The organism is Methanoregula sp. PtaB.Bin085 (genome assembly GCF_002067035.1).
In the GTDB taxonomy this organism is placed as follows: domain Archaea; phylum Halobacteriota; class Methanomicrobia; order Methanomicrobiales; family Methanospirillaceae; genus Methanoregula.
Genome location: NZ_MVQB01000028.1, coordinates 1 through 25,811, shown reverse-complemented (window position 1 = coordinate 25,811; position 25,811 = coordinate 1). Strand labels below are relative to the sequence as shown.

Below are 25,811 nucleotides of genomic sequence, written 5' to 3'. Positions count from 1 at the left end.
ATCTGCGCCCCGTCCCCCCATTGGGGGGACTGGTGGCGAAAGAGGGGGGTTTTCATGTTCGAAAACAGGAATTATATGGGATAAAAATGTCAGATCTCGTCCCGGCGTTCCGGTCCCGTCCAGAAAAAAAATTACTCCCGTCTCATCACAACAGCCAGCCCCGCAATAACCGCAAGCGCAAAGAGCACGGTCACGGGGGAAACAGGTGAATAGGTCGTCTTTTTCGGGATCGTTGTCTTTGCGGGGGCAGCGGATTCCGTGGGTGTCTCAGCCTGTGGCTCTCCGGTTACGTCCGCTGTCACTTCCGGCGGGGTTGTGACAATGGTGAAGAGCGTGCCGATGCGGCTGACGGTCTCCTTCGGCGTAATCGTGCCCGCGATCGTGAAGGACTGCTGCCTGCCAAGCGCATCAGCCTTGTTCGCCTTTGCTTCCGCAAAATTAGGATCGATCCCGAGGGCCTTGTTGAAACACTCCAGCGCATCGTTGGGTTTGCCAACTGCGACCAGCGCCTTCCCCTTGTTATTCCAGACCGTTGCATTTTTGATGGTGATCTCCGTTGCACGGTCGAATGCAGCGAGCGCTGCTTCGTACTTTTTTGCCAGCATAAGCATCGCTCCCTTGTTGTTCCATGCCATGAAATCATCGGAATTGAGCATTGTACAGCGGTCGGATGCCACGAGAGCCGGCGCGGACGTATCGTTGAGCATCAGGTATGCGTTTGCCTGGTTGCAGTACGCGTCCTTGCGGTTCTGTTCGACAATAAAGAGGTTGTCGTATGCGGTGATTGCGGTCTCGTATTGCCCGAGTTTGAAAAAGGCATATGCCCGGGCATTGAGCGCTACCGGGTCCATTGATTTAATCGCAAGAGCATCGTCCGCTGAATCGATGGCCTCGGAATATTTTCCCTGCATATTGAGCGCTGCAGCCCTCCCGGCATAGGCCTGGGCGAACCTGCTGTCCTGTTTTAGGGCATTGTTGAAAAACGTAATGGCTGCAGCGGGGTCATTGACCTTGAGGGCATCCTGCCCCTTTGTGTACCATTCCACGGCATCCTCCGCAGGAAGCGCTGGGATGAGCAGGAACGATAAGAAGAGGATTAGGACCAGGGTTGAGGATCTCATATTCACATGACGAAATTTCCCTTGATCGCAGATGAATCTATTGCTTATTTTCACGGGCAGGCAGGATTTCTGCATCTCTTCCGGCCGTGACGCAGGAACAGAGGCCGATGGTCGCCGCTACCGAGATCGCGGCAAGGGCCGCTGTGAGGAACGCTGCCGGAAACCCGAGCCCGTCGGCACAGAAACCGGCGGCAGCCGGCAGGAGGGCCATGCCGAGGTACGCGAAGGCGGAGTACAGGCCCATGACCGTGCCCTGGTTCCCCGTTGTTCCGGCAAGGAACGCCATCTGGGAGATGATGACGACACCGGCCACTGCCCCGATGACAAGGAACCCGGCCGGGGAGAAGAACAGGAGGACGATCCCGCCGGCCATGAGGATCGCTCCCCACCGGATGGCGGTCACCGGCTCCGGTGCCATGCGGGCACTGGCGATTACCGCGATGATCGTTGCAATCCCCATCATGGCCATCCAGGTCCCCAGCTCGCCGGAACCCGCGCCGGAGTGTTTCGGGTACAGGGCGGTGACAACGCCGGTAATACCGATGATGATGGTCGAGTACCAGAGCCAGCGGTGGTGCCGGGCTATATGGAAAATTTCCCTGCCGGTTATGCCGGCCGGAGCCGCTGTTGCCGCAGGTTCGCGGACCAGCAGGCTCGCAACAGCCGGCACGGCGAGCAGGAGGGTGAAGAGGGCGATCCCGGCGGGAGGTGTGCCGAGGTATGCAGCGAGCCAGCCGGCAAGGGCAAGGCCCGTGACGAGCCCGGCGTTCTGCGATGCCATCAGCCACCCGCTCAGCCGGACATGGCCGGGATCGGCATTGACCATGGCCATTGCAGCAGCGACAAAGAGGCCTGCCCCGACCCCCTCGACAAAACGGGCAGTGATGACAGGAACAGGATCTGAGGTCACCGTAAGGAAGAGGCCGCTCGCAAGCGAGATGAGGAGGCCGAGCCGGACAAACGGGAGGCGCCCGTACCGGTCTGTCAGGATGCCGGCCGGGAGCGTGACGAGGAAGGCGCCGAGGAAATACCCGGCATAGATGAGCCCGTGGGCCGATGCATCGGGAGAGTACGCGGGGAGAACCGGGACAATGGCATTGGAGAGCGCCATAACGGTGAAGTATCCGATAAAAAGGGGGAGATACCGGCGCATAACCGAGCCCGTCAGAGCATGCGGTATGTCTCGAGGTTCATCGGCGAATGCGTCTCGATATGGTAGCGCTTGTAGATAGAACTGGCAAGGTCGATGGTATTGTTCTCGTCACCGTGGACACAGAAGATCTTCTCGGGACGCGGCTGGATCTGGCCGATGTAGTTCATCAGTTGCCGGCGGTCGGAGTGACCGCTGAACCCGTCGACTGTCGTGATCTCGAGGTTGATGGTGATGGTCCCCTTGCGGCCCATCGGGACCTCGCGCCAGCCCTTCTGGATGCGCCGGCCGTAGGTGCCATCCGCCTGGTACCCGACAAAGACGAGCGCGTTCTTCTCGTCCTGCGCAAGGCTCAGCAGGTACTCCATGACCGGCCCGCCGTTCAGCATGCCGCTTGTAGAGATGATGACACAGGGGTCGCCTGAGATGACCTTCTCGCGGAGCTCGGAGGAGTCCACCTGCTGGAAGCACTCGGCAAGGAACGGGTTCATGCCCTCCCGGAAGATGAGGTTGCGCAGCTCGGTGTTCAGGTACTCCGGGTACGTTGTGTGGATAGCGGTCGCCTCGCGGATCATACCGTCAAGGTAGATCTTCACCTTCGGGATCTTGCCAAGGCGCATGCCTTCCTCAAGGGCGAGCATGACCTCCTGCGAACGCCCGACAGCAAAGGCCGGGATGATGACCTTGCCGCCGCGGGAAAGCACCCTGTTGATGGTCTCGTACAGGAGGCCTTCGGCATCCGAGCGGGGCTGCTGGAAGTCGTTGCTGCCGCCATATGTGCTCTCCATGAAGAGCGCCTCGAGCCGGGGGAACTGGTTGATGGCCGGGTTGAAGAGCCGGCTCTTGGCATAGTTGAAGTCGCCCGTGAACGCGATATTGTACATCCCGTCACCGACATGGAAGTGGGCGATGGCCGAGCCGAGGATGTGACCGGCGTTGTGGAAGGTGAGCTTGACGTCCGGTGCGATATCGGTCACGCTGCCGTAGTTGAGCGTGATGGAGTGCTGGATGTAGGTCTTGACCTCCTGCGACGAATACGGGATCTTCCGGCCTTCCTTGTTAATCACGTCGAGGTAATCGAGCTGGAGCATCGCGGAGAGATCGCGGGTCGGCGGCGTGGAGTAGACCGGCCCCTCGTACCCGTACTTGTACAGCAGCGGGATCAGGGCGCAGTGGTCGAGGTGGGCGTGGGTGAGGACCACCGCATCGAGCGAGGCGAGCGGGTGGATCTCCGGTACGTAGAGATAGGGCGTGCCCCCGGCATTGTCCGGCTTTTCCCCGCAGTCGATCAGGATCCGGCTGTTCTGTGTTGTCAGGAGGAACGCGGCGCGGCCGACTTCCCGGCAGCAGCCGAGCATCGTCACCCGGATCCACTGGTCCTTCCGGGTGGCATCCTTCCCCATCTCCTCGCGGCCGGGGATATCCCGGTGGATCCGCCTGCCGATGGTCCGGAGGAACTGCTTGCGGTCCTCGTTCACGGACCGGAGGTACTGCCGGATCTGCTTGACCGTGGAGCTCTCGATCGGCGGTGTCCGGACGACCTTGGGCGTCCAGCCGATATGCCGGGTAATGTCCCGGAGCGTTGTCCCGTTCTTGCCAATGACCACACCGGGCTTCTCGGCCTCGATCAGCACTTCGCCGGTATCGGCATCGAAGAAGATGTCCGTGATGCCGGCGGTCTCCGGTACCACGGCCTTGATCTCGGTGTTTGCCTTCTCGGGATCCTCCAGGATAGTCGGCCGGACTACGATCCTTTTTCGCAGGTCGCGGGCAAGGATCTTGATGAGGTCTGCCTCATCGGCAAAGCGTTTCGGGTCGTCAGTGTAAATGACCAGCTCGGGTCCTTCGAACTCGACCTGCGTCACGGTGATGCCGCGGGGCACCTTCTCATTGATTTTATCTTTGAGCTCCTTGAGCCGTTCTTCAATCAGCATAAAAAAGTCTTCCCAAAAAAGAGGTTAGGCGCCGTTCGTGGCAGAATACTTCTTGAGGGCGTCCTCGCCCAGCACCTCGTATTTCTCCTTTGTGATCACAACGACCTGGATCCCTTCCCCTGATCCTGCATCACGTTTCATCGCGGACTTCAGTGACCGGACCGCAAGCTCGATCGCCTCGTCGCGGGGCATATCCTTCCGGAACCGGTCCTCGAGCACACCGTATGCCATGGGCGAGCCGGAACCGGTTGCAACGATCTCCTCCTCCTTCGTTGCACCACCCATCGCGTCCACTGAGTAGACGCTCGGGCCGTTCTCGTCAATGCCGCCGACCAGCAGCTGGACATAGTACGGGAAATACCGGTTCTGGTTCAGGTAATTCGAGAGCAGGGTTGCTGCTGCGCCGACCGTGATGGCCCGGGACCTGCGGATCTGATACAGGTTGCATTCAACGGTCAGGATGCGTGCAAGCTGCTGTGCGTCGCCCACTCCTCCGGCGGTGGTCATCCCGATTCGCTCGGCTACCTGGTAGACTTTCTTGGCTTTCTTGCTTGCGATCATGTAGCCCATGGTCGCCCGCTTCTCGGTTGCAAGGACAACACCGCCGGCAAAAACAATGCCTATCGTTGTTGTCCCCTTCATGGACTCCTGTAACTGTTCGGGCATGGTAACTCCCTAAAAACAAACAAACGCTGGATGATTATAAAAGCGCTGTAAAGTATTAGGTGATATCAGGAAATTTAAAGGTTGTCATTCCTGCCCATCACGGCAGAGCGACCTGATGAGCTCGCGGTCATAGAGCATGGCAACGAGCCGCTTGTCGCCATTGACCACCGGCAGCTGATCGACCCGTGCCCTCCGCATCTTGAGTGCGCACTCGCTGACCTCGGCGTTCGCCGGGACCGCGACCACGTTCTTGACCATGGCAAGCTTGACGGGGCGGTTCGGGAGCTGGACCCTGGAGATGCCGAAGCTGATGGTGTGGTTGTCCCGGATGCTCTCCCAGGTCCACTCGTCGTCATCAGTACCGTTCGAGAAGTCGGAGACGCCGACGCTGTCCTCGATGGAGGAGCTGCGGATGAGATCGCGTTCCGAGATGATCCCCTGCAGCCGGTTCTCGGCATCAAGGATCGGGATTGCATCGACACCGGATATCTCCATGACCCGGCCGACAACCGGCAGCGGTGTCTCTTCCCAGAGTGCAAAGGTCTGGCTCATGTAACTGTCCTTGATCTCGTCCTTGATCTTCTTCTGGGCGATCGCGTGGATGAGGTCGGCGACCGAGAGCAGGCCGAGCAGGTGGCCGTCCTCGACAACCGGCAGGCGGCGGATCTTCTTCTCAACGAGGATACGTGCCGCATCGCTCACGGTGGTGTCGGGACCGATGGTGACAGGCTTTGAGGTCATCAGGAGGCCAAGCTGGGTCTCCTCGGGCTTGCGGAGAAGGTCCTTACGGGTGATGATGCCGACGATCTTCTTGTGCTTGATGACCGGAACACCGGAAATGCCCGTCCGTTTGAGGATCTTGAGGACATCGTCCCGGTTTCCGGGGATCTCGACGTGGACCACGTCGGATGTCATGTAGTCCCTGACAATCATTTCTGTTATGATCTCACCACCATGGTTGTGATTCTGCTGTGGTTGACGACATGGGCGCTCACGCTCCCGATAAGGAGGCGGTCGGCCTGGCTCTTGCCGTGCGAACCTACAACGATCAGATCGGCTTTCTCTTTCTCGGCAAGGGAGACGATCTCGCTTGCCGCATGGCCCTGCTGTATGTGTGTTATTGCGGTAACGCCTTTCTCTGTGGCATATTTTTTTGCTTTTTCGAGGACCGTGTTCCCTTCGGTCTCAAGGACACGGTACATGATCTCGACCGTGCTGTCGGCAGGGAGCGAGGAGAAGAGCCCGGTCTCCACCGTGTAGATGATATGGAGCCTGGCATTCCACACCTTTGCTTCTTCAACAGCGCGGATCAATGCGCGCTGGCTGGCATCCGAGCCATCGACCGCGACAAGGATATTAGAAAACACCGGCATCACCCAAAACAAACATGCCTGTTTTGTTGGATTTACAAAGTAAAAACGTTTGTCCTGATAATTGCCCGATCAGCCCGTTTTACCAGCGTTGCGAGCGGATCGCGCGAGAACCGGAGGGCCGACCGGGCCGGATCCACGGTAAAAAGGTTTGCCCGCCCGCCCTTCCGGATGAAGAACGAAGGACCGGTGACGGCCGAGCCCCGCACCGCTGCCCGGAGGATGGCCGGGGGGGGAAGGCGGTACACGGCCGAGACGAATGCCATCTCGGAGAAGAGGTCCGGCGGGACAAACATGGCGTTGTCCGTGCCGAGGCAGACAGTGCAGCCCAGGTCCTCCATGAGGGCGAGGGGCGGGCAGCGGGACGTGGATGTCACGCCGAGGATCCAGTTCGATCTCGGGCAGACCGCGATCGGGATATCTCTCTCGGCGCATTCGCGGAGCTGCTTCTTTGTTGCATGGGTCATGTGGACGAGGAGATCCGGCCCGTACCCAATGGCGTCATCGATATCCGCGGAATCCCGTTCGCCCGCGTGGAACGCGATCTTCTTTCCTGCCTTTTTTGCTGCCGCAACCAGCCGTCCGGCATCCGGCACATCCCGCGTGCTGCTGATCCCGAGGCCGCCGGCAACGGTCTCGCCGCCTTCGCGGCCGAAGGCAAAGGGCCGGAAGGGAAGGCCACGGGCGGCCTCCTCCAGCATCCGGACGCCGTCAATACCCCCTTCCCGGAAATCGGCGCATCCTGCCGTGCCGGCCGCGATCATCCCCTCCATGCCGGCCCGCATACCTCCCACGATATCCTCACGCGGGGCAGCCCGCAGGAGCCGGTGTTTCAGCCCGTCGGGCGGGGCGACGAGATCCGCAAGACTGCCGGTCGTCCCGCAGTCCATTGCAATGGTGTCGCCAAGGTGCGTGTGGGCATTGTACAGCGCCGGGAAGATCCAGATCTGCGGCGCCCGGGAATTCTCCTCGATTGCCGTAACGGTCCCGTTCTCAATGTACATATCGACCGGGGAGAGCGCAAGCTCCTCATCGAGCAGTGCGTAACCGGAGACTTTCTTTTCGGGCATTTTCATGGTGCGCTATCTCCTTTATATAACGGGAAACCAAATATATGTTGCATGGCAAAGAAGCAAGGTGGAAGATTACTCTCATCCGCGGGTCTCGTCAACTATTACGAGAGCGAGGACCGCAGGGCAGTCCATATCAGCCCTGTCACGGTCATCATCGTTGCCGCGGCGATCGGTATCGTCATTTACATCTTGGACCTGTGGTTCCGGTCCGCTTAGTAATATTCTTTTTTCAGCACGTGTTTCGTAATATCTTCAGCAGTCGTGAAGATATTGTCGTGGCCGGCCACCGGCCGCAGTTCCGGAAGACGGCTGCGGGAACGCCATTGTTGCTCTCGCCCATAACACAGTTCGAGAACCCGGCGATCTCGTCCACGACCGCCTCCCCGGTGATCTTCAGGAAATAACCGAAGAGGTCGGTATCGCCCCGGAAGTCACGGATCACGTTGCCGGTCTCGCCGCGCCGCAACGACCGGCCGCAGGGGTCGGTGATGATCGTGCCGACATTCTTTCCTGAGAGCTTTTTAATATCCTTCCGCAGTTCTGCCGCAGACTTCATTGGTCGGGCGGGAGGAAGATCACCATGCCGTCGTCGATACTGGACTGGTCAACACCGGCCCGGACACCGATGTGGCAAAACGACATTTCGGAGAGGATGAACGGGTGCTCCATGATGATGTCGGTAAAAGCATCGAGCACGCCCTGCAAGAACCGCGGGTCCTCGCCGTTCAGTTTTCCGAGCCGGATCGCCCGTTCGGATGCCGTGATATCGGTAAGTTTTTTCGTATACCCTTTTGACTTGGACCAGATGGTCGAGGCAACGCAGAGGATATCGCCATCCTGGAACTTCACCTTCCCGCAGACCTGCGCCGCGATGTCGTCTCTCTTCCGGATGAGCGGGAGACCCGTACGCCTATGACCGTGATGTTCTCCATAGCATCTCTATGAGCCGGGCAGGCGATATTGGGATTTCGGAATTGTCCTGCCCTGCCACCGGTATTTTTCCGGAAAGGTGCAGTGGTCCGGGTTCATGAACATGATTCATCGGGCAGACTGCCCGCAGGTTTCCTGTCCCCTGGTCCGGTGAAATATCCGGCAGTTTGTGGTTGTGGGCATATCCTCGTTTTCCTGTACGATCACAAAATTCCGCAGGAATCAACGGATGAATCAGTGAACGAGCAGCTGAATTTTAATATATTTTTCAAAATAAGGTAGTATCAAGGATGATTCAGCGGAAGGAAATTCTCAGGTATTTATTGATCTTTTTCTGTATCTGCATTCTGACAGTTATCCCATGGGCTTCAGTTTTTGGCATACAGGATCCAGGTCTTTCCGGAGCAATTCGTGAATTCCAGCGTATTGTGTTTTTTGTCACGGTCACTCCCCTTGTGCTGAAAATTGTTTATGATATTTATATGAAACCGCTGGCGCAGGAGATGAAGGAAGAAGAGGCAAAGGAGGCTGACCGGAAAGACGGGAAACCGTTGCTGTTCAAACCAACTACCGGGGTATCTGTTTTGTTTTTGATCTTCATAGCTATGCCTTTATTTTCAATTATCAGTCAGTTTACCCCGGATAAAGAGGATATTGGTCTGACTATTGCCATAACAGGGGTTGGAATATTTTTCATCTGGATTTGGTATAATGTGCCTGTTTTTGTCTTTACAGAGGATTCGGTGCAGATCAAATCACATCCGTTGTACCTCTTGGGCATTGACAGGAAAACAGTAATCAGGTATGCGGATATATCGTCGGTGAGTCCTGATCCGGCAATGAAAGGTACCCTGTGGGGTGTGGACGCCAGGCATCGGATGGTGATATCCACGATTGGAACACAAAAAATATACGGGCTGGTTTTTTACAATTCCGATATCATCGCAAAAATCTACTTACGGTTCAGGGAAAAACTGGGGGACGAGGTAACGTTGGAATAACGTATTCTTTTCTCCTTCTGTCTTTTTAATACGATAATTCAGGTATCATATTGATGCAATGAACAGCAGCTGAAGATTAATATATTATTCAAAAACAAGAATCTGTTGAACAATATGGAGAGTAAGGTAACTATCCGGAATGTGTTGATAATCGCAGGTATTTTCTTACTTATCGGGATTCTTGGCGGGTTTGTTTACGGCATGCTTTTTTCCGGTTACCCGATTCTTGCTGACTCTGGCGGGTTTTTACATTATGCAGCTCTGGGAGTAATATTAGTCCTTGGTATGAAACTTTTTCCTCAATACTTTGGGCTACCCCGGACACCGGAAAGGAAAAAAGAAGAGACCGGGGAGTCTGACCAGAAAGACGGGAAACAGTAACTGATTAACCCGACAATCCCGGTTATCTTCGGTGTTTTTTATCGACGACACCGGGCAATTACCTCCTGCAGTTACTTCCGGTACCCCGGACTCCCTCCCGGGATGTTCCCCCGTCGTCCGGAAATTCTGCGAAACGACGATATGTATTTATAACGACAATGCCGATCACCTGAATAATATGTACCTCATCATCCGGTGCCCCTCGTGCAGCACGTTCACGTACGTGGACCGCTACCAGAAATGGAAGCTCTGCCCGCAGTGCGGCCATGCCCAGGAGATCGCCCGGACTCCGGCATACCTGGATGTCGAGGACTTCCACGAGGCCGAACACATCGTGAAGCAGATGCAGAAGCACCTGCAGGCAGTCAAAAAGAAAGACTTCTCCCCCGAGGAAACGGCCGAGCTCCGCCACCACTACACGGAAGCGCTCCGGAAACGCGGCCGCGGGACGCCGGTGCAGTGATCTTTTCCGGATTTGTTGAATCTGTCATGTTACGCATTCAGCAGAATTTGTGAAGGTGACCCCCCTTCCTGAAAAATGTTTCACACAGATTCCTGTCCACGGCCATGCTCGACGGGGCGAGCCCCGACGAGGCGGCGAGCGCCCGTGGTCCCATCGCACGACAAATCACGATTTCCCCGGGATTTATTCATCGGTTTTTTTCACGCTGAAAATCCTCCGACAATATCGTGGCATCACTCCCCGTGGATCGTTCCCCGTACATACGATGCCGCGATCCCGGTGATGCAGAGGGCAGTGAACACAATGAACGCGACCGTGACGCTCGTCATGAGGGCTGTGTAGGCTGACGGCGTGATCACGGCCGTCCCGATGAACACGGCAAAACAGAACATGACGATAGCCATGGAGAGCAGCTGGCCAAGCGAGCGGACGGTCGCGTTCATGCCGGCCGCGATGCCGAGATGACGGTTTGCCACCGAGCTCATGATTGCGTTGGTGTTGGGGGAGGAGAAGAGACCGTAGCCGAGACCCATCACCATCAGGCTCGCGACGATGATCCAGACCGGGGTCTGCGGGGAAAGGAAGATGAAGGGCGCAAGGCCGGCGGTCGTGATCGCCATGCCGGCCGTGGAGACGATCCGCGGCTCCATGCGATCGGAGAGCCGGCCGGCAATGGGCGAGAAGACGCACTGGACTATTGGCTGGGCTACGAGAATGAGGCCGGCAGCGGCGGCAGTGAACCCCTGGATGTACTGGAGGTAGAGGGAGAGCAGGACACCCACGCCGTACGTTGCGCCGTAATTGATCATCGCGGCGATGTTGGAGAAGACAAAGGTCCGGTTGCCGGAGAAGACCGCGAGGTCCATGAGCGGGCTTGCCGACCGCGTCTCCTGCCGGTAAAAGATGACGGCTCCGACAGCAGCGCACGCGATCCACGCGAGCCCGGCCGTGTCCGGCAGCAGGAGCATGCCATAGATGAGGGAGAAGAGAATGACCCCGTAGATGGCCGCCCCGGGCCAGTCGAACCGTTCGCCGGCTGCATCGGCCCACTCGTCACGGACTCCCTGAAGAGTCATGGCGATGGTGACAAGACCAATGGGGACGTTGACAAAAAAGATAGCGGGCCAGCCGGCAAGGTCGGTGAGGACCCCTCCGATGAACGGGCCGATGGAGAGGCCGGCATAGACCGTTGCGATGGTGATGCCGAGTGCAGCCCCCCGCTCGCCCGGGCCGTACACCTGCGTCACAATGGCAACGGACGTGGCAAAGAGCATCGCGCCCCCGATGCCCTGCACGAACCGGAACGCGATCAGGATCCCTGCCGTCGGCGAAAAGGCGCAGGCAAGGGATGCGAGCGTGAAGACAAGGACGCCGGTAAGGAAGACCTTCTTGCGGCCGACAATATCCGCGTACCGCCCGAACGGGACGATGAAGACAGCGGCGGCGATAATGTACGCGGAGGTGATCCATCCCAGCGTGACGGCATCGGCGGAGAACTGCGATGCCATCGCGGGCAGGGCAACGGTGATGGATGAGCCCGTGTACGGGACGAGGAACGAGGAGAGCGATGCGACAAGGAGGATGATCCTCTTTTCGCGTTCGTCAGCCATGGGTGTACGGCGTTGGTGCTGATCGGGATTAAGGATATTGCACTCCGGCAGGATCCCGGCCCCGCGGGGAATGCTTCATGAGCGATGGGATGAGAATACCTGAGCGGGTGCAGCAGGTGGCACGCTGGGACAGTATCGTGATTGGCGGGGGCCCGGCCGGGCTCTTCTGTGCAATCCATGCCGCTGCTGCAGGATGCCGCGTCCTGCTTCTGGAGAAGAACACGAGGCCCGGCGCCAAGATCCTGGTGGCCGGGACCGGCCAGTGCAACATCACACACGATGGGGATATCCGCTCGTTCGTCTCCCGGTACGGCGACCACGGGAAATTCATCCGGCCTGCCCTGATGTCGTTTACCAACACCGATCTCATGCACTATTTTGCCGCCCGCGGCCTTGCCCTGCGGGCGGAAGAGGGAGGCAAGGTCTTCCCCGCATCCCGGAAATCGGCAGATGTCCTTGCCGTGCTGCTGGCGGAATGCGATAAACAGGGGGTCACTATCCGGTGCAGCGAGCCGGTGACCGGGATTACACGTGAAGAGGGTGTATTCGTTGTCTCAACCGGCGCCGGGATGTACCATGCCGCAACGGTTGCCATCACCACCGGCGGGGCTTCATACCCTCAGTGCGGCACAACCGGCGACGGGTACCGGCTCGCGGCATCGCTCGGCCAGCCGGTAACGGAGACTGCCCCGGCGCTGACGCCCCTTAATATCCGGAACTACCCGTTCGCCGGCCTTGCCGGGATCTCGTTTGCCGCAATGCCCTTCTCGATCTGGCGGGACGGGAAAAAGGTGCGGGACTGCACCGGTGATGTCCTCTTGACCCATACCGGCCTCTCCGGCCCCGGCATTCTCGATGCATCGCGCTGGATCAGGCCCGGCGACACCGTGAAGCTCGGATTTGCCGGCCCGGTCCGGCGCAACGAACTGGCAGCAGACCTTGCGAAGCGGGCGCCGGAGAATCCCGGCTGGTGGGTCGGCACGATCCTGGCGAAGTACCCGATCCCGGAGCGGCTCAACCGGATACTGCTCGGGATATCCGGGATCCCGGAGAAGCTGACGTGCGCCCACTTCTCCGCAGCACAACGCTCGGCCCTTGCCGCGACCTGCACGGAGTTCCCCATGGACGTTGAATCCCTGGGAGACGAGCGGGTCGCGATGGTGACACGCGGCGGAATTGCGCTGGATACCGTCAACCAGAAGACCATGGAATCGAAGCTCGTCCCCGGCCTCTTCTTTGCCGGGGAGGTGCTGGACATTGACGGCGATACCGGCGGCTACAACCTGCAGGCCGCGTTCTCGACCGGGTATCTTGCGGCGCAGGGGAGCCGGAAACGGCTGAGTTCTCCGTAATGATCGATGATGTAATCACATGATACTCTCATCAGGATCAAAACGGGAATTTTTTATAGATCCGAAAAAATAGATCAGATAACGAACTGAAAGATAGAGCCTCGTTTTTGAGTGATGCTATGAAAGGTATGCAAAAAGATAACCGACAATTTCTCTTCAGCGTGCTTGGAATTGTGGTTCTGATTGCAGCGGTTATTGTGGTCGTTTTTTTCCTGTTACCTGATACAAAAATCTCCAACAAACCCGGTCCAGGAGATTCCGGCTGCCGGATTGACTGGACGGGAACGCTCGTGGATCCCTGTGTGCCGGTGTTTAAAATTGTGAATGGTACGAACAACAGCATTGGTTTTACAAATTTTTCAGCGGAGACTTTCGACGCCGCGCCGTCACCAGAAGACTGTAAAATTCTGGCAGTACAAGCGATGAATACCTATGGAGGAATGCCCCCCGATGCTGTTTTTACGTCCATCATGGATTCATCGACGTGGTCTATCGGAAGAGAAGGAGATCCCGGATTCCGGTCTGCAGTTGGAACGCGCCGATTAAATTACCGGCAGACTCGTTATGGCATGCCGATTCATGGAAAAACCGGGTGGTTAGAGATAGAGTTAAGCTTCGGCGGGAATGTTACAATATTACGGAAGCACTGGTTTTCCATCGAGGAACAGGGCCTCGAACGGATCATCCCTGCATCACAAGCGATTGAACGACTGAAGAACGGTGAGGGAAAAAACCTGCCCCCTCGAGTCCTGAACCTGACCATTCATGATATGAAACCGGGGTACTATGCCCCTGATAATGTCACTAAATCCTCATACCTCGAACCTGTATGGATCATCAACGCGACCGATGAGATCCAGAATAAATCCTTGAGACTCTATGTTCCTGCCGGGACAGATTCCGGCAGGGCTGTAGTATCCAAATCCCTTATACCTGCACCGGTTCGTAATTTCTCTCAGGTTTCGGGTAAAGTCCCGCAACCGGATGTGACCATGGTGTCAAACGTCCTGATCGGTACAAATGGTCCCATTGGCAATCAGGCCGCATTGGAATCGATCCGGAATTTCACGAATAACCCGGATATCAATCTGACGTACAACGGCAGGTTTATCGAACACAATGAATGCGGGCGGGTGTATTTCTGGAATTATTACGACTTTACCTCGCCGGATTGTGAATTCAAGGTGGAGACATACACCGGGACAATCCTCTTCGCAGTGATGAATAAATCCTGTTCGAATGTGAAGATCCACAATCTTTCAACGCTTGTTGGTTCTGATCCGGAGCATGCCAGAAATCTGGTTACGGCTATCGTCAGGGATCGTTATCCTGAGTTTGATGAACAACATATGTCTGTCAGTGGCGGGGGCATCGACAAATGGTATGGAATATCTTACGGTGCCGGTGGAAATTCCAGCTCTCTCTTTATGGCATTCAACAAGGAGGAAGGGCAGCTTACACTCTATGAGTTATGGAACAGTAATGAAGTGACCCAGTGTGGTCGCGGCCCGGTCCGTATCAGCGATTTATAATCCAATATTTTCATAGACATTCCCGGCAGATTCGGGATATTTACGAGTCCTCCCCGCCTCAGGACACTCGAAGAACCTGATGGTTCTTCTCGCATCTCATCCCTTCGGGATTCGATGCCTCGCGGGGCACGGCGGGGCCAGAGCAGGTCGGGAAAACCGGTAACTGAAAGCCGCCGCGGGGCGCCCTTCGGGGCGGCGGCCGTTCATCGTACTTGGGGGTATGGGGGCATCAGCCCCCATCATTATTCCCTGAGTGCACAGAACAGATTTTTCCAAAACCCGATGTTTAAAAAATGGTAGTGCCGGGATTATTCCCGCTTCCCCAGATACAGAACCGCAAGCCCCGCCAGTGCAACCGCACCAAGCCCAGCCACCGGGCTCATGGGCGTCTTTGTTGTCGTGACCGGCACCGGTGCAAGGCTGAGCGCAACCGGCGTGCTCTGGCCTCCCGTCACCGTCACGGTCTGGGTCGCATCAGTATAACCGGCCTGCCGCACCATGACGACATGCGAACCGGCCGGGATATCGGGGATGGTTGCTGGCGTTATCCCGCGGAAGGTGTTGTCAATGAAGAGCTCGGCGCCCGCGGGGGTCGAGACGACCATGATCTGGCCTGTCGTGTCCGGTACCGGGGACGGTGTGCTGGGGGTCAGCTGGGCGTTGACCGTCACGACCTCCCCTGCCCTGACGGTCACGGTCTGCGTGTAGCTCTTGTAATCCTGCAGCCGGAGGGAGACCGTATGGGTGCCGGCAAGGACGCTCGGGATATCGAGCGAGCCGCCGTACGGGGTCTGGCCCATGTAGTTCCCGTCAAGGTAGACCGCGGATCCTGCCGGTGTCGAGTACACATCGATGGATCCCACGGAGCCCTGCTGGGGGGTGAACGTCCAGGAGATCGGGGTCTGCTGGCCCGCATTCACCGTGACCGTGGACATGTACTCGTCGTATCCCGCCTTGTACATGCGGAGGTTGTGCGGGCCCGGGGCAAGGCTGGTGACAATGTAGGGTGTCTCGGCATAGTAGGTCCCGTCAACGTAGATGTCAGCGCCTTTGGGGGACGTGACGATGTTGAGCGACCCGGTGCGGGGCTGCGGCGGGTTGGGCACGAGATATGCATTGACCGAGGCAGTCTTTCCGGCAGTCACGTACACCGAGGTCCCGTACGGCTGGTAGCCGTTCATGGAGATCTGGAGGGTGTGTGTCCCGGCGCTCACGGACGTGAAGGTGGTGGGGGTGTTCTGCCAGATGCTGCCGTCAAGAGTAACGACCGCACCCTGGGGGCGGGAGTCCACCTGGATGTTCCCGTACGACTGGACGGGAATGAGGGTTGAGTACAGGCTCACGGTCTGGCCCCTTGCAGGCCATGAGCTCACACTGCCCGTGAAGATCTCGTAGCCGGGCTTCTGGACGGTAAAGGACCTGAAGGCTGTCCCGGTTGTCGCGACATCGGTATCGCAGTACCCGTTCGCAATCGTGCAGCCGGAGGAGAGCTGATCAAAGGAGACCGTTGCCCCGTTCACGTTGCAGTACACCCGGATCCAGCCCCTGTCGCAGCCGATGCACGGAACATCGGTGACAGTCGGCTCAGGGTGTATGGTGACCCGGGTTGTCGGTGCCGTGGTCGGGATGACGATCTCATTCAGCGTTGCATCGACTGCCGCCTGTTCGCCGGCGCCGACGGACTTCTCGGTCTGGTACGTCTCGAAGCCGGGCATGGAAATCGAAACGCTGTGGCTTCCGGCTCCCACTTCACGGCCGGTGATGGGCGTTGCACCTGCGGCTTCACCGTCAATCGTGACTTCGGCGCCGGATGGCGTTGAGATGATGGTCAGCCAGCCGACCTTCGGCCCGGGAATATCGGTGACAGGCGTCTCCGGTTCCCGGGTGACCGGCCGTTCGGCAGGTTGTTCGGTTGGTGGTGCAGATGTAATTATGTATGTGGTTTCCGTCACCGGCTCCAGGGTTACCCCATGGATGATCTCGTCGGTTTCTGCCGGTTCTGCAACGGCGGCCATCGCGGGTGCGGCCAGCAGGAAGGCAAGAAGAAAGCAGGTAAGAAGGACAATGGTTCTCATACTATCCGGAAATAATTAAGACTGTCGTTGCTTTTTAATGATGCTGATACGGTACACGAAAACAGCGTGCGGGGAAGACCGTGGCTTAATGTAATTATCCGTTCTGGAGAAATCATGTTAATGTGGTGAGATCGCCCCCCTTGCCCCATCCCTGCCCCCGTCGGGGGCGGGGGCGCTGAGGATTCCGCGGCATTACCAGGTATCAGTCTGTCTGTTTTTATTGTACGGTACTGCAGCACTATCCTGACGGGATGCCAGAGCGGCGGGGGCGAAGCCGCCTGGCAACGCCCCTGAAAGCGTCAGAACTGCGTTTTTCTCCAGAGTATATTTTTCATCATCGGGTGATAAATGCCCGTTCGAACCCCTTTATACCCGTCACATCCTTTTTGAAAAAAATGTCGCCGGTGCGTTATTCCTTCGCCGCAATTGTTGAGGCCGGGCCTTACTTCCCGTTCTCGTGGTCACTGCCGACCGTGATCCCGGCCTTCTTGATCATGTAATACCCGGCAGCAAGCCCCGCAACGAGCACACCGGTGCCGATGAGCTGGAGCCCGAACTCGGAAGCCGTCATGCCGGTGGGATCGAACAGGATTACCTTTCGTGCAATGGCGATGATGGCGAGAAGGACAACGATCTCGACGTGGACCGAGTTCTCGCGGAAGTACGCCTTGATGGTTTCAAGGAGTTCGACACCAATCAGTACCAGCAGGAACCCGCCGAGAACCGTGATCATCTCGTGGGATTCCAGCAGCCACGGGGAGATGTTGGTCAGCGACGTCACCAGGATATATGCAAGGTCGGCCATGGCAGCGATGAGCACCACGATGAGCATGACCATCAGCGCAGCATAGATGACCTTCTCGATCTTGTTGATAATCTCGAGCATATTCAGTCCTCCTCAACCGGTATCAGGTCCGGGGTATCCGGATCGTAGAGTTTCACAACATTACCAATGACGATGACGGCCGGAGGTTTCACCCCGGTTTTTTTCGCCACGGCGGCGATGTCCGCAAGCGTCCCGGTGGTCACACGGCGGTCAGCCCGGAGACCCCGCTCGATGATGGCAACCGGGGTGGTCTTCTCCTTGCCGTTCTTCACCAGTGCATCCGCGATCTTTGCAAGGTTCGCAACACCCATAAGGATGACGATGGTGCCCCGGCTCTTTGCCAGCAGCTCCCAGTCAAGGGCCGGCCCGGGCTTTGTCGGGTCCTCGTTGCCGGTCAGGACCGTGACCTGCGACGCGTACTTCCGGTGTGTGAGCGGGATGCCGACCGATGCCGGGACCGCAAGGGCGCTCGTGATCCCCGGCACCATCTCGATCGCAATGCCCGCTGCCCGGACAGTCTCCAGTTCCTCGCCGCCCCGGCCGAACAGGAACGGGTCGCCACCCTTGAGCCGGACAACGATCTTCCCTTTGCGGGCGCGGTCCACCATCAGGGCCTCGATCGCGTCCTGCTCGAGCGTGTGTTTCCCGCCATATTTCCCGCAGTCGATCTTCTCCGCCCGCTCCGGCAGCGACGCAAGGATCTCCTCGCCCGGCAGCTGGTCGTAGAGAACGACATCCGCCCTGTCGATGACCTCCCGGCCGCGCCGTGTCAGGAACGCCGTCCCTCCCGGGCCGGATCCCACCAGGTACACCTTTCCCGTCATGATGGTCCCGCCGCAATCCCCAGTCTCTGGTACGCCTCGTCGATCAGGCCCTGCGCCCGCGCTTTCAGCTGGCGGCCCTGCTCCCGCGCCTCTTCGATGGTCGTTATGTCCGTCTCGATCCGCTCCGCCCGTGCGCCGTCAAGGGAGAGCACTTCGGCAATCAGGTGTCCGCCGTTGCAGTAGATCCCGAGCGGGGTGAAGCATCCCCCGCCGAGCTGCTCCATGACCGCCCGTTCGATCATGACATCGGTCCGCGTCTGCGGGTGGTCGAGTACCGAGAGCACCTCGCGGAGCGACGGGTCGGCCCGGCAGACCACCGCGATGGTGCCCTGGTTGGGAGAGGGCACGAATTTCTCCGGCGGCAGCCGCTCGCCCTGGATACGGATATCCATCCTCCGGAGCCCGGCCTCGGCGAGCACGATCGCATCGTACTCCCCGGCGCCCAGTTTCCGGATCCGCGTGTCCACGTTGCCCCGGAGATCCTGTATGGTGACCGAGGGATCGTGCCGGAGCAGCTGGGCACGCCGCCGGGTGCTGGAGGTGCCCACGATCTTGACGGCAGAGAGGGATCCCCGGTACGCAAGGAAATCGGCCGGCGGGTCCCGCTTCAGGATGGCTGCCGTGACAAGCCCGCTCGGGCGGTAGGCCGGGATGTCCTTCATGCTGTGCACGGCACAATCGATCTCCCCGGCAAGGATTGCATCGTCCAGCGCCCGGACAAAGACACCCTGCCCGCCGATCTCGTGGAGCGGGACCTGCGTGGTCGTGTCGCCGGCAGTGCTGATGACGGTCTGTTCGGTTGCGATGCCAAGTTCAGCGAGCTTCTTTGCCACGATCTCCGTCTGGATGAGCGCGAGCTTCGAGCCCCGTGTTCCGATTCTTATCGACATGTCTGGTACGCCTGTATGAGTGTCTGGATGTCGCTGTCCGTGTGCGCTGCCGAGAGGAAGTTGGTCTCGAACTGGGAGGGAGGGATGAAGATCTTTGCCGCCAGCATCCGTTCCCGGAATTTGCCGAAGGCGGCGGTGTCGCACTCCTTCACCTCGCGGTAGTTCTGCGGGGGAGCGCTCCGGAAGAAATACTTGAACATTGAGCCGAGCCGGACAAACGATCCCTTGCCGTCACTGCCCAGCGATTCTTCAATGGCCCGGGTTCTGTCATCAAGATGACGGTATATATCCGGGTGGTCGTGGATCCACCCGATCGTGGCCATGCCGGCCGCGAGCGAGAGCGGGTTGCCCGAGTAGGTCCCGGCCTGGTACACCGGGCCCTGCGGGGCAACGAGCTCCATGATCTCGCGCCGTCCGCCAAATGCCCCGACGGGCAGGCCGCCACCGATGATCTTGCCGAGCGTGGTGATGTCGGGCTTGATGCCGTACTTTACCTGCGCCCCGCCGATGCCGAGCCGGTAGCCGGTGATCACTTCATCGAAGATCAGGAGGACGTCGTGGGCTTTGGTAATCGCCCGGACCTCGCGGAGGTAATTGTCCTGCGGGATGACGGGGCCGATATTGCCGAGCACCGGCTCGAGGATGAACGCCGCAATGTTTTCGTTCCTTGCCAGGATCGATTCGAGACCTTCGGGATCATTGTAGGGCACCTGCCGCGTGTGGGCGACAACGTCCGCGGGGATGCCGGCCGAATCCGGTACACCCATCGTGGTTGCGCCGGAGCCTGCCTTCACCAGCACCGCGTCGTGGGCGCCGTGAAACCCGCCCTCGATCTTCACGATATCCGTCTTTCCGGTAAACCCGCGGGCGAGCCGGATCGCGGCCATCGTTGCTTCCGAGCCGCTCGACACGAACCGGATCATCTGCATGCCCGGGTGGTCGGCCGTGATCATCCTGGCGTACGCCGGTTCGAGCGGCGTGGGCGTCCCGTACAGCCACCCCTTCTCCAGCTGCTCCGCGATCGCTTTTCTGACTGCCGGGTGCGCGTGCCCGAGGATCATCGGGCCGTAGGCACAGCAGCAGTCGATGAGGTCGTCGCCGTCAACGGTCTTCAGCCGGGAGCCCTCCGCCCGTTCCGTGTAGAACGGGTAGGGTTGAATCGCCCGGACCGGGCTCGATACGCCGCCGGGCATCAGGGTCTTTGCCCGTTCGAAAAGGCCGGCGCTCGAGACCCTCTCCCTCTCGTCGTTCTGCTTATTCATCCAGCCACCCGGCCACGTCCTCTGCGAAATACGTGATGATGAGATCGGCGCCCGCCCGCTTGATGCAGGTCAGGCTCTCCATCACGGTCTCCTTCTCTTTCAGCCAGCCGTTTGCCGCGGCGGCTTTTATCATGGAATACTCGCCGCTCACCTGGTATGCCGCAACCGGCAGGCCGATGTTCCTGATCTCGGAGAGGATGTCGAGATAGAACCCGGCCGGTTTCACCATCAGGATATCGGCCCCCTCGTCCGCGTCCAGCTGGGACTCGAGGATCGCCTCGCGGCTGTTGCCGGGGTTGAGCTGGTAGGTGGTGCGGTCCCCGAACGAGAAGCCGGAGTCCGCTGCTTCCCGGAACGGCCCGTAGAGCACCGAGGCGAACTTGGTGGAGTAGGCCATGATCAGAACCTCCTCGAGCCCTTCGGCATCGAGCGCTGCCCGGATCGAGCCGACCACGCCGTCCAGCATGCTGGAAGGCGCCACAATGTCGGCCCCGCTCAGCGCGTGGCTGATAGCGATCCGGTCCATCAGCTCGAGCGAGGGATCGTTGAGGAGATCCATCCCGCCCCGGGTCTCGCCCACGAGCCCGCAGTGCCCGTGGTCGGTGTACTCGCAGGCGCAGACATCGGTGATGACAACCATCTTCGGGACTTCCGCTTTGATCCGGCGGACAGCCTGCTGGACAACCCCGTCCGGGTCGTATGCGGACCGGGCCTCCGGGTCCTTCTCCTTCGGAATGCCGAAGATGAGAACCGCCCGGATCCCCTTGTCCCAGAGTTTCTGTACCGCACCCGCGATGCCATTCACGGGATACCGGAACTGGCCCGGCATGGCATCGATCGGCCGCGGGGCTGTGATATTCTCATCCACGAAAAGCGGGGCGATAAGATCGTTCTTTGTGAGCGTTACTTCGCGGAGGAGCGGCTGGATGTTCCGCGACCTCATCCTCCTCATCCGTCTCTGGGGAAAGATACCCGTACTGCCACCACCTGCCGGTCGTTTGATTACATTTTCTTGTTGCTAGCGTATAAAGGGATAGAGTATGGTGATGGCGGGCCTGCCGGTGCCGGGTTTTTTCTTCACCATGGCCCGATGAAATCCTTCGGATCCCGGCCATGTGGCATCTCCGTCAGGATAATTCCGAAAATGCCTGACCATAAAAATGCAAGGCCGATACCAGGTACTGCTGCGGAATCCTGAGCGTCCCCGCCCCCGACGGGGCAGGGCTGGCGCATGGGGGGGCGATCATATCAACTGGCCGGTTTTTTCTGATGAAAAAAAGCTCAGGATCTCTTGATGGGGGCTGATGCCCCCGTTCCCCCGGTTGCGATGAACGGCCGCAGCCCCGGAGGACGCCCCGCGGCGGCTTTCAGTGAGCAGTTTTTTCGGGCCGGTGATTGTCCTCCTAACCACCGCGAGTATCATTCTCTGACCGACATCGTGAATAATTACCTCCTCTCATGGATTTTCTGAAACCTTCTGGGTGAATATCCGAATGGGGGGTTGCCACAGCGGCAGGGGCAGAGCGCTGGTGGTGCCCCCGGGGGCGTGCAATGATTCCGCCCGGGCAGAATTGAGGAAAATCCGGAACATCACTTTGACCGGCCGGTCTCCTCCGCCCCGTGCCGCTTCAGGGCGCAGGCCAGCCGCAGCGAGCTCGAGACAAGGTCCTCGAGATCCTCCTGCGTGTATTTGTTGCTCTCGATCTGCGCCCAGTCCTTTGTGGTGTCTTCGTCGTTCTCCCCCACCCACGAAGCGATCGCGACCTCGGGCATGTGGAACCCGAGCCAGGCAAAGAAGTTCATCAGGTTGCCGGCAACATGCTGGACGCCGTCAACGTGCCCGATGATGATCAGGCCGGCCACCTTGTCCCTGATCATCGGGTTGCCGAACCACGAGTACTGGTTCTCGATCGCGTTCATCCGCTCCACGAACTTCTGGACAAGCGCGGAATGGTTGTTCCACCGGATCGGTGTCGCGAGGATGAGCACGTCGCACGCAAGCACCGCGTCGTACACGTCCTGCATCTGGTCGTCCTCGTACTTCATAGAGCTCTGGCAGGGATACGTGCAGTACGACGGGTTCTCGGAGTAGTTCCCCTCACACTCGTAGATCTTCAAATCTTTCAGACGGATGAACTGCGTTGTGCACCCGTAGCCCTCGAACCGGGCGAGCGCCCGCTGCAGCAGTTTCTCGGATTTGCTCATCCCCGGTTCGTACCGGCTCGATCCCGAGAGCCCCAGGACCCGGATCTCCCGGCAGGTCTCCCTGTCCGGCACCGGGATGGTACTCACCCCGAACTTCCTCCCGACCAGTGGCGCAGGCATGATTTAAGTATCATGGAGCCTGTCTAATCTACTTATGGATCGGCCCGGCCGGTGCCGGGCGGGACGTGGCATGATGGCGGGAACTGCTGAACAACTCATCCGAAAGAACCGGGCACGGTGCATCTGCGGGACGTGCCCGACCTACAACGAATGCATGCGGGCGGCAGAGAGCCTGCTCTTCTGTGTTGTCGGCAAGGCGGAGAACTGTACGTTCGATCCGAAGGACTGCCTCTGCCCGACCTGCCCGGTGATAAAAACGCTCGGACTGAAGAGAGCGTTCTCCTGCATCAGAGGCAGCGCCGCAGATCAGGGCTGACAGCCCAATCCCGCATCAGCCGGCATGATGGCAGGTTTTTTTGCCGCTGCCGTCACTATTCTGAGAATGCGCATCCTGTCCGGTTCCCTCATATTTCTTCTCGCTGCCGCCCTTGTCCTTACCTCCGGCTGTACGGAGGCGCAGCGCGGCCCGTCCGCGACCGCCGGTCCCGTATCGCCCCTACCGTCCGGGGTGCCCGACCTGAAGGCGCTCGCCCTTTCCCCGGCCGAGCTGCCGGCCTGCTTCTCCCTGTCGGACGAGCGCGTGAAATCCCCGGATGATGTCAGCGATCTCGCGAAGAACGCCGGGTGGGAGGCCGGGTACGAGGCCGTGTATACCTGCCCGTCAGCCGGTTCCGGGCCGACCGTTATCGTCCATTCCCTTGCGGTCTATCCTGCGGTGAACGTACTGAATATCGCCGGCATGGTGGACCGGCAGGACCGGCCGCAGGGGTACGTGTTTGAGAACATCTCCGACCCGGACCAGAGCTTTTACGTGAGCGGCTTTTCCGCACGCTTCAACGCGAGTGCCGTGCCCGCTGCCTCGTCAGGCTCCTTCCTGGTGGCAGGCGGGAAGAACATCTCTGCCCCGGCCTCAGATTCCGCGGGCGATTTTGCCGAGTTCATCGTCTTCCGCAAAAACGTCTTCGAAGTGCTGAAGATGACCGGGCCGGGCACCAATGCAACGCTCCTCCATGAACTGGCCCGGACGGCTGCGCAGAAAATCCCGTGACTGGTTCTCCATCCCACGTTTTTTTACCCGGGACGCATAATAGATAGGCATCAGGCAGAGAGCGGATTTTCAGGAGAAAGGGAGTTTTCATGGAATTCAGGGATATCGTCATGCAGCGGTACGCGGTCAAGCTGTTTGACGGCCGGATGATCGACGAGCAGACGCTTTTTGTGCTGCTCGACATCATCCGCTATTCGCCGTCGGCTTTCAACCTGCAGCCGTGGAAGATCAAGATCGTGTCGGCAAGCAAGATCAAGAAGAACCTGCTTCCCCACACCAATAACCAGCCGCAGGTGACCACGTGCTCGCACCTGCTCGTCTTCTGCGCCAACACCGAGCTCGAACCGCTCGTGGACAAGGCGGTGGAGGGGCTGGTCAAGAGCGGCCTTTCCCCGGAGACGGTCAGTCAGTATGCGGCCATGATCAAGGCCTATATCGGGTCGATGACCCCGGAGCAGCGGATGGCCTTTGCCCGCGAGCAGATCCACATCGCGCTTGCCAATGCCATCAACGGCGCAAAGTCGCTCGGCCTCGACTCCTGCCCCATGGGCGGCTTCGACCCGGCCGGGTATGCAGAAGCTCTTTTCCTGCCAGAGGAGTACGTCCCCGTGGTCCTTTGCGCCATCGGCTATGCCGCCGACAAGGCCCCGCCGAAGTGGCGGCTGCCAAGGGAAGAAGTGTTCTTTTAGATTATTCTCATGTTTTTTCCGATTCGGCAGGTAACGGAGTCATTGGATAGACCCGGACTTTCCATCCGTCCATTTCCGTATTATCCAGTTTCCTGTTCTCTGGTGTCGATGCAACAACCCACAATTCTATCGTATCTTCAGGGTGGTTTCCGAATGGATCAACAACAGTGTAAAAGTGATCGATCTGATATCCGGGATCCTGCTGGAGCAGGGTCAGTTTTTGTGTGAGGTTGCGCTGGTTTTTCTCAAATTCTGTGTCACGGACAATCCTAATCGAATAATTTTGAACGCGTGTTCCCTGAAGACTTTCGATCTGGCTTTCATTTTTTATCGCATATGCATAGAGCGTTATTTCATCGGGATTCGGGCCAAACTTCCATTTATGGACAAATAAAAAACGATTTTTAAAACTCAATGTTCTCAACTTGTCTAATAATTCAGGAGTTGGTGTTTTTTCTTGTGGAGTGTTCTGTTGTATCAAATTCATCGGAACAGCTGACGTCGGATTTTCTGTTGCTGTTGCCCCCCCTATACCATGAACACCCGTCATGCCGTAATACACAAGACCAATAACGGAGATGATAATTATTCCGATAACAACCAGCGATATCCGGTTTTTCATGATTATTGCACTCTCCTTTGATTCTATTCTGGGGTATTTTTTCTAGATTATGGTTAATATAAATTAATTGTTATGGGATTCCGGATAAACCTGAATTATCCACCCATCGATCACAGTATAATCCAGTTCCTTGTTCTCCGGAGTCAATTGATTAACCCACATTTCAACATAATATCCCGGTGGATCCCCGAATGGGTCTGTAAGCATCGAGATCCGACTTATCTGGTAGTCTGGATTATCCTGGAATTTGGTTAAATGCTTTTTCACATCTTTTACCGTTGCTTCGAATTCGGTGTCATGAACCATTCGGATTGTATAATTATTCACCCTACGGTGATCAAAGCTCTTCATCGCATGTTCATCACGGATGCTATATGTATAAATTGTGATTGATTGGTTAATCGAATCGATATCTAATCTGCTTGTTGCGAACAGATGAGAAAATTTAATCGAATCTAAAACTTTCTTTAACTCTTGAGGAAGATCCTTGTAATTATTCAGGGAATTTTGATCCCGTACTATCGATTTTAACCCGGCAAGACCTCCGCAACCGGTCTTTTGGTTTGGCAATATCTGAAGATTCTGATCGATGGGCCCTGTTGAAATGCTCAAAGAACATTGAACACCCTTTGATTTTTCAGGAAACGATCAAGAGAAAAGATGATAC

At 58.1% G+C, this 25,811-nt stretch carries 26 protein-coding genes and 1 pseudogene; 9 read left to right on the top strand and 18 right to left on the bottom strand.

Going from position 1 to position 25,811, the window contains the following annotated elements; genetic code table 11:
- Nucleotides 1-131: 131 nt before the first annotated feature.
- From A4E33_RS07060 to A4E33_RS07030, 7 genes are all read right to left on the bottom strand, one after another.
- The gene (locus A4E33_RS07060; protein ID WP_292346989.1) at nt 132-1,121 is read right to left on the bottom strand and encodes a tetratricopeptide repeat protein; all 990 of its coding nucleotides are present in this window, start codon (nt 1,119-1,121) and stop codon (nt 132-134) included.
- A gap of 37 nt (nt 1,122-1,158) precedes the next feature.
- The gene (locus tag A4E33_RS07055; RefSeq protein ID WP_292346988.1) at nt 1,159-2,274 is read right to left on the bottom strand and encodes an MFS transporter; all 1,116 of its coding nucleotides are present in this window, start codon (nt 2,272-2,274) and stop codon (nt 1,159-1,161) included.
- A gap of 11 nt (nt 2,275-2,285) precedes the next feature.
- The gene (locus A4E33_RS07050; protein ID WP_292346987.1) at nt 2,286-4,205 is read right to left on the bottom strand and encodes a beta-CASP ribonuclease aCPSF1; all 1,920 of its coding nucleotides are present in this window, start codon (nt 4,203-4,205) and stop codon (nt 2,286-2,288) included.
- A gap of 24 nt (nt 4,206-4,229) precedes the next feature.
- Nucleotides 4,230-4,871, bottom strand: a complete 642-nt coding sequence (psmB, locus tag A4E33_RS07045; protein WP_292346986.1) for an archaeal proteasome endopeptidase complex subunit beta — start codon at nt 4,869-4,871, stop codon at nt 4,230-4,232.
- Between the two features lie 84 nt (nt 4,872-4,955).
- Nucleotides 4,956-5,804: a CBS domain-containing protein gene (locus tag A4E33_RS07040; protein WP_292346985.1), complete on the bottom strand. Its 849-nt coding sequence runs from the start codon at nt 5,802-5,804 to the stop codon at nt 4,956-4,958.
- Between the two features lie 5 nt (nt 5,805-5,809).
- Nucleotides 5,810-6,244: a universal stress protein gene (locus tag A4E33_RS07035; RefSeq protein WP_363053982.1), complete on the bottom strand. Its 435-nt coding sequence runs from the start codon at nt 6,242-6,244 to the stop codon at nt 5,810-5,812.
- A 32-nt stretch (nt 6,245-6,276) separates the two neighbouring features.
- Nucleotides 6,277-7,317: an amidohydrolase family protein gene (locus A4E33_RS07030; protein ID WP_292346984.1), complete on the bottom strand. Its 1,041-nt coding sequence runs from the start codon at nt 7,315-7,317 to the stop codon at nt 6,277-6,279.
- Nucleotides 7,318-7,362: 45 nt separating this feature from the next.
- Between A4E33_RS07030 and A4E33_RS07025 the strand changes: the two genes are divergently transcribed.
- Nucleotides 7,363-7,530 (top strand): preprotein translocase subunit Sec61beta, encoded by a 168-nt coding sequence (locus tag A4E33_RS07025; protein WP_292346983.1) that lies wholly within the window; start codon nt 7,363-7,365, stop codon nt 7,528-7,530.
- Nucleotides 7,531-7,543: 13 nt separating this feature from the next.
- On the opposite strand, the pseudogene A4E33_RS07020 reads toward A4E33_RS07025, so the two are convergent.
- Nucleotides 7,544-8,163 (bottom strand): annotated as a pseudogene (locus tag A4E33_RS07020) (coenzyme F420-0:L-glutamate ligase).
- A 371-nt stretch (nt 8,164-8,534) separates the two neighbouring features.
- Between A4E33_RS07020 and A4E33_RS07015 the strand changes: the two are divergent.
- From A4E33_RS07015 to A4E33_RS07005, 3 genes are all read left to right on the top strand, one after another.
- The gene (locus A4E33_RS07015) at nt 8,535-9,245 is read left to right on the top strand and encodes a hypothetical protein (RefSeq protein ID WP_292346982.1); all 711 of its coding nucleotides are present in this window, start codon (nt 8,535-8,537) and stop codon (nt 9,243-9,245) included.
- Nucleotides 9,246-9,359: 114 nt separating this feature from the next.
- Nucleotides 9,360-9,626 (top strand): hypothetical protein, encoded by a 267-nt coding sequence (locus A4E33_RS07010; RefSeq protein WP_292346981.1) that lies wholly within the window; start codon nt 9,360-9,362, stop codon nt 9,624-9,626.
- A gap of 178 nt (nt 9,627-9,804) precedes the next feature.
- Nucleotides 9,805-10,089: a DUF1922 domain-containing protein gene (locus A4E33_RS07005; protein ID WP_292346980.1), complete on the top strand. Its 285-nt coding sequence runs from the start codon at nt 9,805-9,807 to the stop codon at nt 10,087-10,089.
- Nucleotides 10,090-10,322: 233 nt separating this feature from the next.
- Here A4E33_RS07005 and A4E33_RS07000 read toward each other — a convergent pair whose 3' ends face one another.
- Nucleotides 10,323-11,699, bottom strand: a complete 1,377-nt coding sequence (locus A4E33_RS07000; RefSeq protein WP_292346979.1) for an MFS transporter — start codon at nt 11,697-11,699, stop codon at nt 10,323-10,325.
- 77 nt (nt 11,700-11,776) lie between these two features.
- Between A4E33_RS07000 and A4E33_RS06995 the strand changes: the two genes are divergently transcribed.
- Together A4E33_RS06995 and A4E33_RS06990 are read left to right on the top strand one after the other, a co-directional pair.
- Complete coding sequence (locus tag A4E33_RS06995) at nt 11,777-13,051, top strand: NAD(P)/FAD-dependent oxidoreductase (protein ID WP_292346978.1); 1,275 nt, start codon at nt 11,777-11,779, stop codon at nt 13,049-13,051.
- 119 nt (nt 13,052-13,170) lie between these two features.
- Nucleotides 13,171-14,583, top strand: coding sequence for a hypothetical protein (locus tag A4E33_RS06990; RefSeq protein WP_292346977.1), 1,413 nt, complete (start codon nt 13,171-13,173; stop codon nt 14,581-14,583).
- Between the two features lie 308 nt (nt 14,584-14,891).
- Here the strand turns inward: A4E33_RS06990 and A4E33_RS06985 are convergent, their stop codons facing one another.
- The 7 genes from A4E33_RS06985 to A4E33_RS06955 all read right to left on the bottom strand — a co-directional run bounded on the left by A4E33_RS06985 (nt 14,892) and on the right by A4E33_RS06955 (nt 22,785).
- Nucleotides 14,892-16,658: a PEGA domain-containing protein gene (locus A4E33_RS06985; protein WP_292346976.1), complete on the bottom strand. Its 1,767-nt coding sequence runs from the start codon at nt 16,656-16,658 to the stop codon at nt 14,892-14,894.
- 442 nt (nt 16,659-17,100) lie between these two features.
- Nucleotides 17,101-17,544 (bottom strand): phosphate-starvation-inducible PsiE family protein, encoded by a 444-nt coding sequence (locus A4E33_RS06980; RefSeq protein ID WP_292346975.1) that lies wholly within the window; start codon nt 17,542-17,544, stop codon nt 17,101-17,103.
- A 2-nt stretch (nt 17,545-17,546) separates the two neighbouring features.
- Nucleotides 17,547-18,308 carry a uroporphyrinogen-III C-methyltransferase gene (gene cobA, locus A4E33_RS06975; RefSeq protein ID WP_292346974.1) on the bottom strand — a complete coding sequence of 254 codons (762 nt, stop codon included), beginning with the start codon at nt 18,306-18,308 and terminating at the stop codon, nt 17,547-17,549.
- Complete coding sequence (gene hemC / locus A4E33_RS06970) at nt 18,305-19,198, bottom strand: hydroxymethylbilane synthase (protein WP_292346973.1); 894 nt, start codon at nt 19,196-19,198, stop codon at nt 18,305-18,307. The genes cobA and hemC overlap by 4 nt, the downstream gene beginning before the upstream one ends.
- Nucleotides 19,189-20,460, bottom strand: a complete 1,272-nt coding sequence (locus tag A4E33_RS06965; RefSeq protein ID WP_292346972.1) for a glutamate-1-semialdehyde 2,1-aminomutase — start codon at nt 20,458-20,460, stop codon at nt 19,189-19,191. Before A4E33_RS06965 ends, hemC begins: the two co-directional genes overlap by 10 nt.
- The gene (hemB, locus tag A4E33_RS06960; protein WP_292347055.1) at nt 20,453-21,430 is read right to left on the bottom strand and encodes a porphobilinogen synthase; all 978 of its coding nucleotides are present in this window, start codon (nt 21,428-21,430) and stop codon (nt 20,453-20,455) included. Before hemB ends, A4E33_RS06965 begins: the two co-directional genes overlap by 8 nt.
- 620 nt (nt 21,431-22,050) lie before the next feature.
- The gene (locus tag A4E33_RS06955; protein ID WP_292346971.1) at nt 22,051-22,785 is read right to left on the bottom strand and encodes a flavodoxin family protein; all 735 of its coding nucleotides are present in this window, start codon (nt 22,783-22,785) and stop codon (nt 22,051-22,053) included.
- Between the two features lie 70 nt (nt 22,786-22,855).
- On the opposite strand from A4E33_RS06955, the gene A4E33_RS06950 reads away from it, so the two are divergent.
- The 3 genes from A4E33_RS06950 to A4E33_RS06940 all read left to right on the top strand — a co-directional run bounded on the left by A4E33_RS06950 (nt 22,856) and on the right by A4E33_RS06940 (nt 24,522).
- On the top strand, nt 22,856-23,101 hold the full coding sequence (locus A4E33_RS06950; protein ID WP_292346970.1) for a DUF2769 domain-containing protein: 246 nt from the start codon (nt 22,856-22,858) through the stop codon (nt 23,099-23,101).
- 66 nt (nt 23,102-23,167) lie between these two features.
- Nucleotides 23,168-23,833 carry a hypothetical protein gene (locus A4E33_RS06945; protein WP_292346969.1) on the top strand — a complete coding sequence of 222 codons (666 nt, stop codon included), beginning with the start codon at nt 23,168-23,170 and terminating at the stop codon, nt 23,831-23,833.
- Nucleotides 23,834-23,922: 89 nt separating this feature from the next.
- The gene (locus tag A4E33_RS06940; RefSeq protein ID WP_292346968.1) at nt 23,923-24,522 is read left to right on the top strand and encodes an NAD(P)H-dependent oxidoreductase; all 600 of its coding nucleotides are present in this window, start codon (nt 23,923-23,925) and stop codon (nt 24,520-24,522) included.
- A 7-nt stretch (nt 24,523-24,529) separates the two neighbouring features.
- Here A4E33_RS06940 and A4E33_RS06935 read toward each other — a convergent pair whose 3' ends face one another.
- Both A4E33_RS06935 and A4E33_RS06930 read right to left on the bottom strand, forming a co-directional pair.
- On the bottom strand, nt 24,530-25,144 hold the full coding sequence (locus A4E33_RS06935; protein ID WP_292346967.1) for a hypothetical protein: 615 nt from the start codon (nt 25,142-25,144) through the stop codon (nt 24,530-24,532).
- 63 nt (nt 25,145-25,207) lie between these two features.
- Complete coding sequence (locus A4E33_RS06930; RefSeq protein ID WP_292346966.1) at nt 25,208-25,756, bottom strand: hypothetical protein; 549 nt, start codon at nt 25,754-25,756, stop codon at nt 25,208-25,210.
- Between the last annotated feature and the right edge of the window lie 55 nt (nt 25,757-25,811).

Coding starts and splice junctions, on each gene's coding strand:
- A4E33_RS06965 (WP_292346972.1), bottom strand. CDS start 20,460: ATGAATAAGCAGAACGACGAGAGGGAGAGGGTCTCGAGCGCCGGCCTT.
- A4E33_RS06985 (WP_292346976.1), bottom strand. CDS start 16,658: ATGAGAACCATTGTCCTTCTTACCTGCTTTCTTCTTGCCTTCCTGCTG.
- A4E33_RS07040 (WP_292346985.1), bottom strand. CDS start 5,804: ATGATTGTCAGGGACTACATGACATCCGACGTGGTCCACGTCGAGATC.
- A4E33_RS07005 (WP_292346980.1), top strand. CDS start 9,805: ATGTACCTCATCATCCGGTGCCCCTCGTGCAGCACGTTCACGTACGTG.
- A4E33_RS06980 (WP_292346975.1), bottom strand. CDS start 17,544: ATGCTCGAGATTATCAACAAGATCGAGAAGGTCATCTATGCTGCGCTG.
- cobA (WP_292346974.1), bottom strand. CDS start 18,308: ATGACGGGAAAGGTGTACCTGGTGGGATCCGGCCCGGGAGGGACGGCG.
- A4E33_RS06935 (WP_292346967.1), bottom strand. CDS start 25,144: ATGAAAAACCGGATATCGCTGGTTGTTATCGGAATAATTATCATCTCC.
- A4E33_RS06995 (WP_292346978.1), top strand. CDS start 11,777: ATGAGCGATGGGATGAGAATACCTGAGCGGGTGCAGCAGGTGGCACGC.
- A4E33_RS07010 (WP_292346981.1), top strand. CDS start 9,360: ATGGAGAGTAAGGTAACTATCCGGAATGTGTTGATAATCGCAGGTATT.
- A4E33_RS06945 (WP_292346969.1), top strand. CDS start 23,168: ATGCGCATCCTGTCCGGTTCCCTCATATTTCTTCTCGCTGCCGCCCTT.
- A4E33_RS07060 (WP_292346989.1), bottom strand. CDS start 1,121: ATGAGATCCTCAACCCTGGTCCTAATCCTCTTCTTATCGTTCCTGCTC.
- A4E33_RS06990 (WP_292346977.1), top strand. CDS start 13,171: ATGAAAGGTATGCAAAAAGATAACCGACAATTTCTCTTCAGCGTGCTT.
- A4E33_RS07025 (WP_292346983.1), top strand. CDS start 7,363: ATGGCAAAGAAGCAAGGTGGAAGATTACTCTCATCCGCGGGTCTCGTC.
- psmB (WP_292346986.1), bottom strand. CDS start 4,871: ATGCCCGAACAGTTACAGGAGTCCATGAAGGGGACAACAACGATAGGC.
- A4E33_RS07030 (WP_292346984.1), bottom strand. CDS start 7,317: ATGAAAATGCCCGAAAAGAAAGTCTCCGGTTACGCACTGCTCGATGAG.
- A4E33_RS07055 (WP_292346988.1), bottom strand. CDS start 2,274: ATGCGCCGGTATCTCCCCCTTTTTATCGGATACTTCACCGTTATGGCG.
- A4E33_RS06955 (WP_292346971.1), bottom strand. CDS start 22,785: ATGCCTGCGCCACTGGTCGGGAGGAAGTTCGGGGTGAGTACCATCCCG.
- hemC (WP_292346973.1), bottom strand. CDS start 19,198: ATGTCGATAAGAATCGGAACACGGGGCTCGAAGCTCGCGCTCATCCAG.
- A4E33_RS07050 (WP_292346987.1), bottom strand. CDS start 4,205: ATGCTGATTGAAGAACGGCTCAAGGAGCTCAAAGATAAAATCAATGAG.
- A4E33_RS07035 (WP_363053982.1), bottom strand. CDS start 6,244: ATGCCGGTGTTTTCTAATATCCTTGTCGCGGTCGATGGCTCGGATGCC.
- A4E33_RS07015 (WP_292346982.1), top strand. CDS start 8,535: ATGATTCAGCGGAAGGAAATTCTCAGGTATTTATTGATCTTTTTCTGT.
- A4E33_RS06950 (WP_292346970.1), top strand. CDS start 22,856: ATGATGGCGGGAACTGCTGAACAACTCATCCGAAAGAACCGGGCACGG.
- A4E33_RS06940 (WP_292346968.1), top strand. CDS start 23,923: ATGGAATTCAGGGATATCGTCATGCAGCGGTACGCGGTCAAGCTGTTT.
- A4E33_RS07000 (WP_292346979.1), bottom strand. CDS start 11,699: ATGGCTGACGAACGCGAAAAGAGGATCATCCTCCTTGTCGCATCGCTC.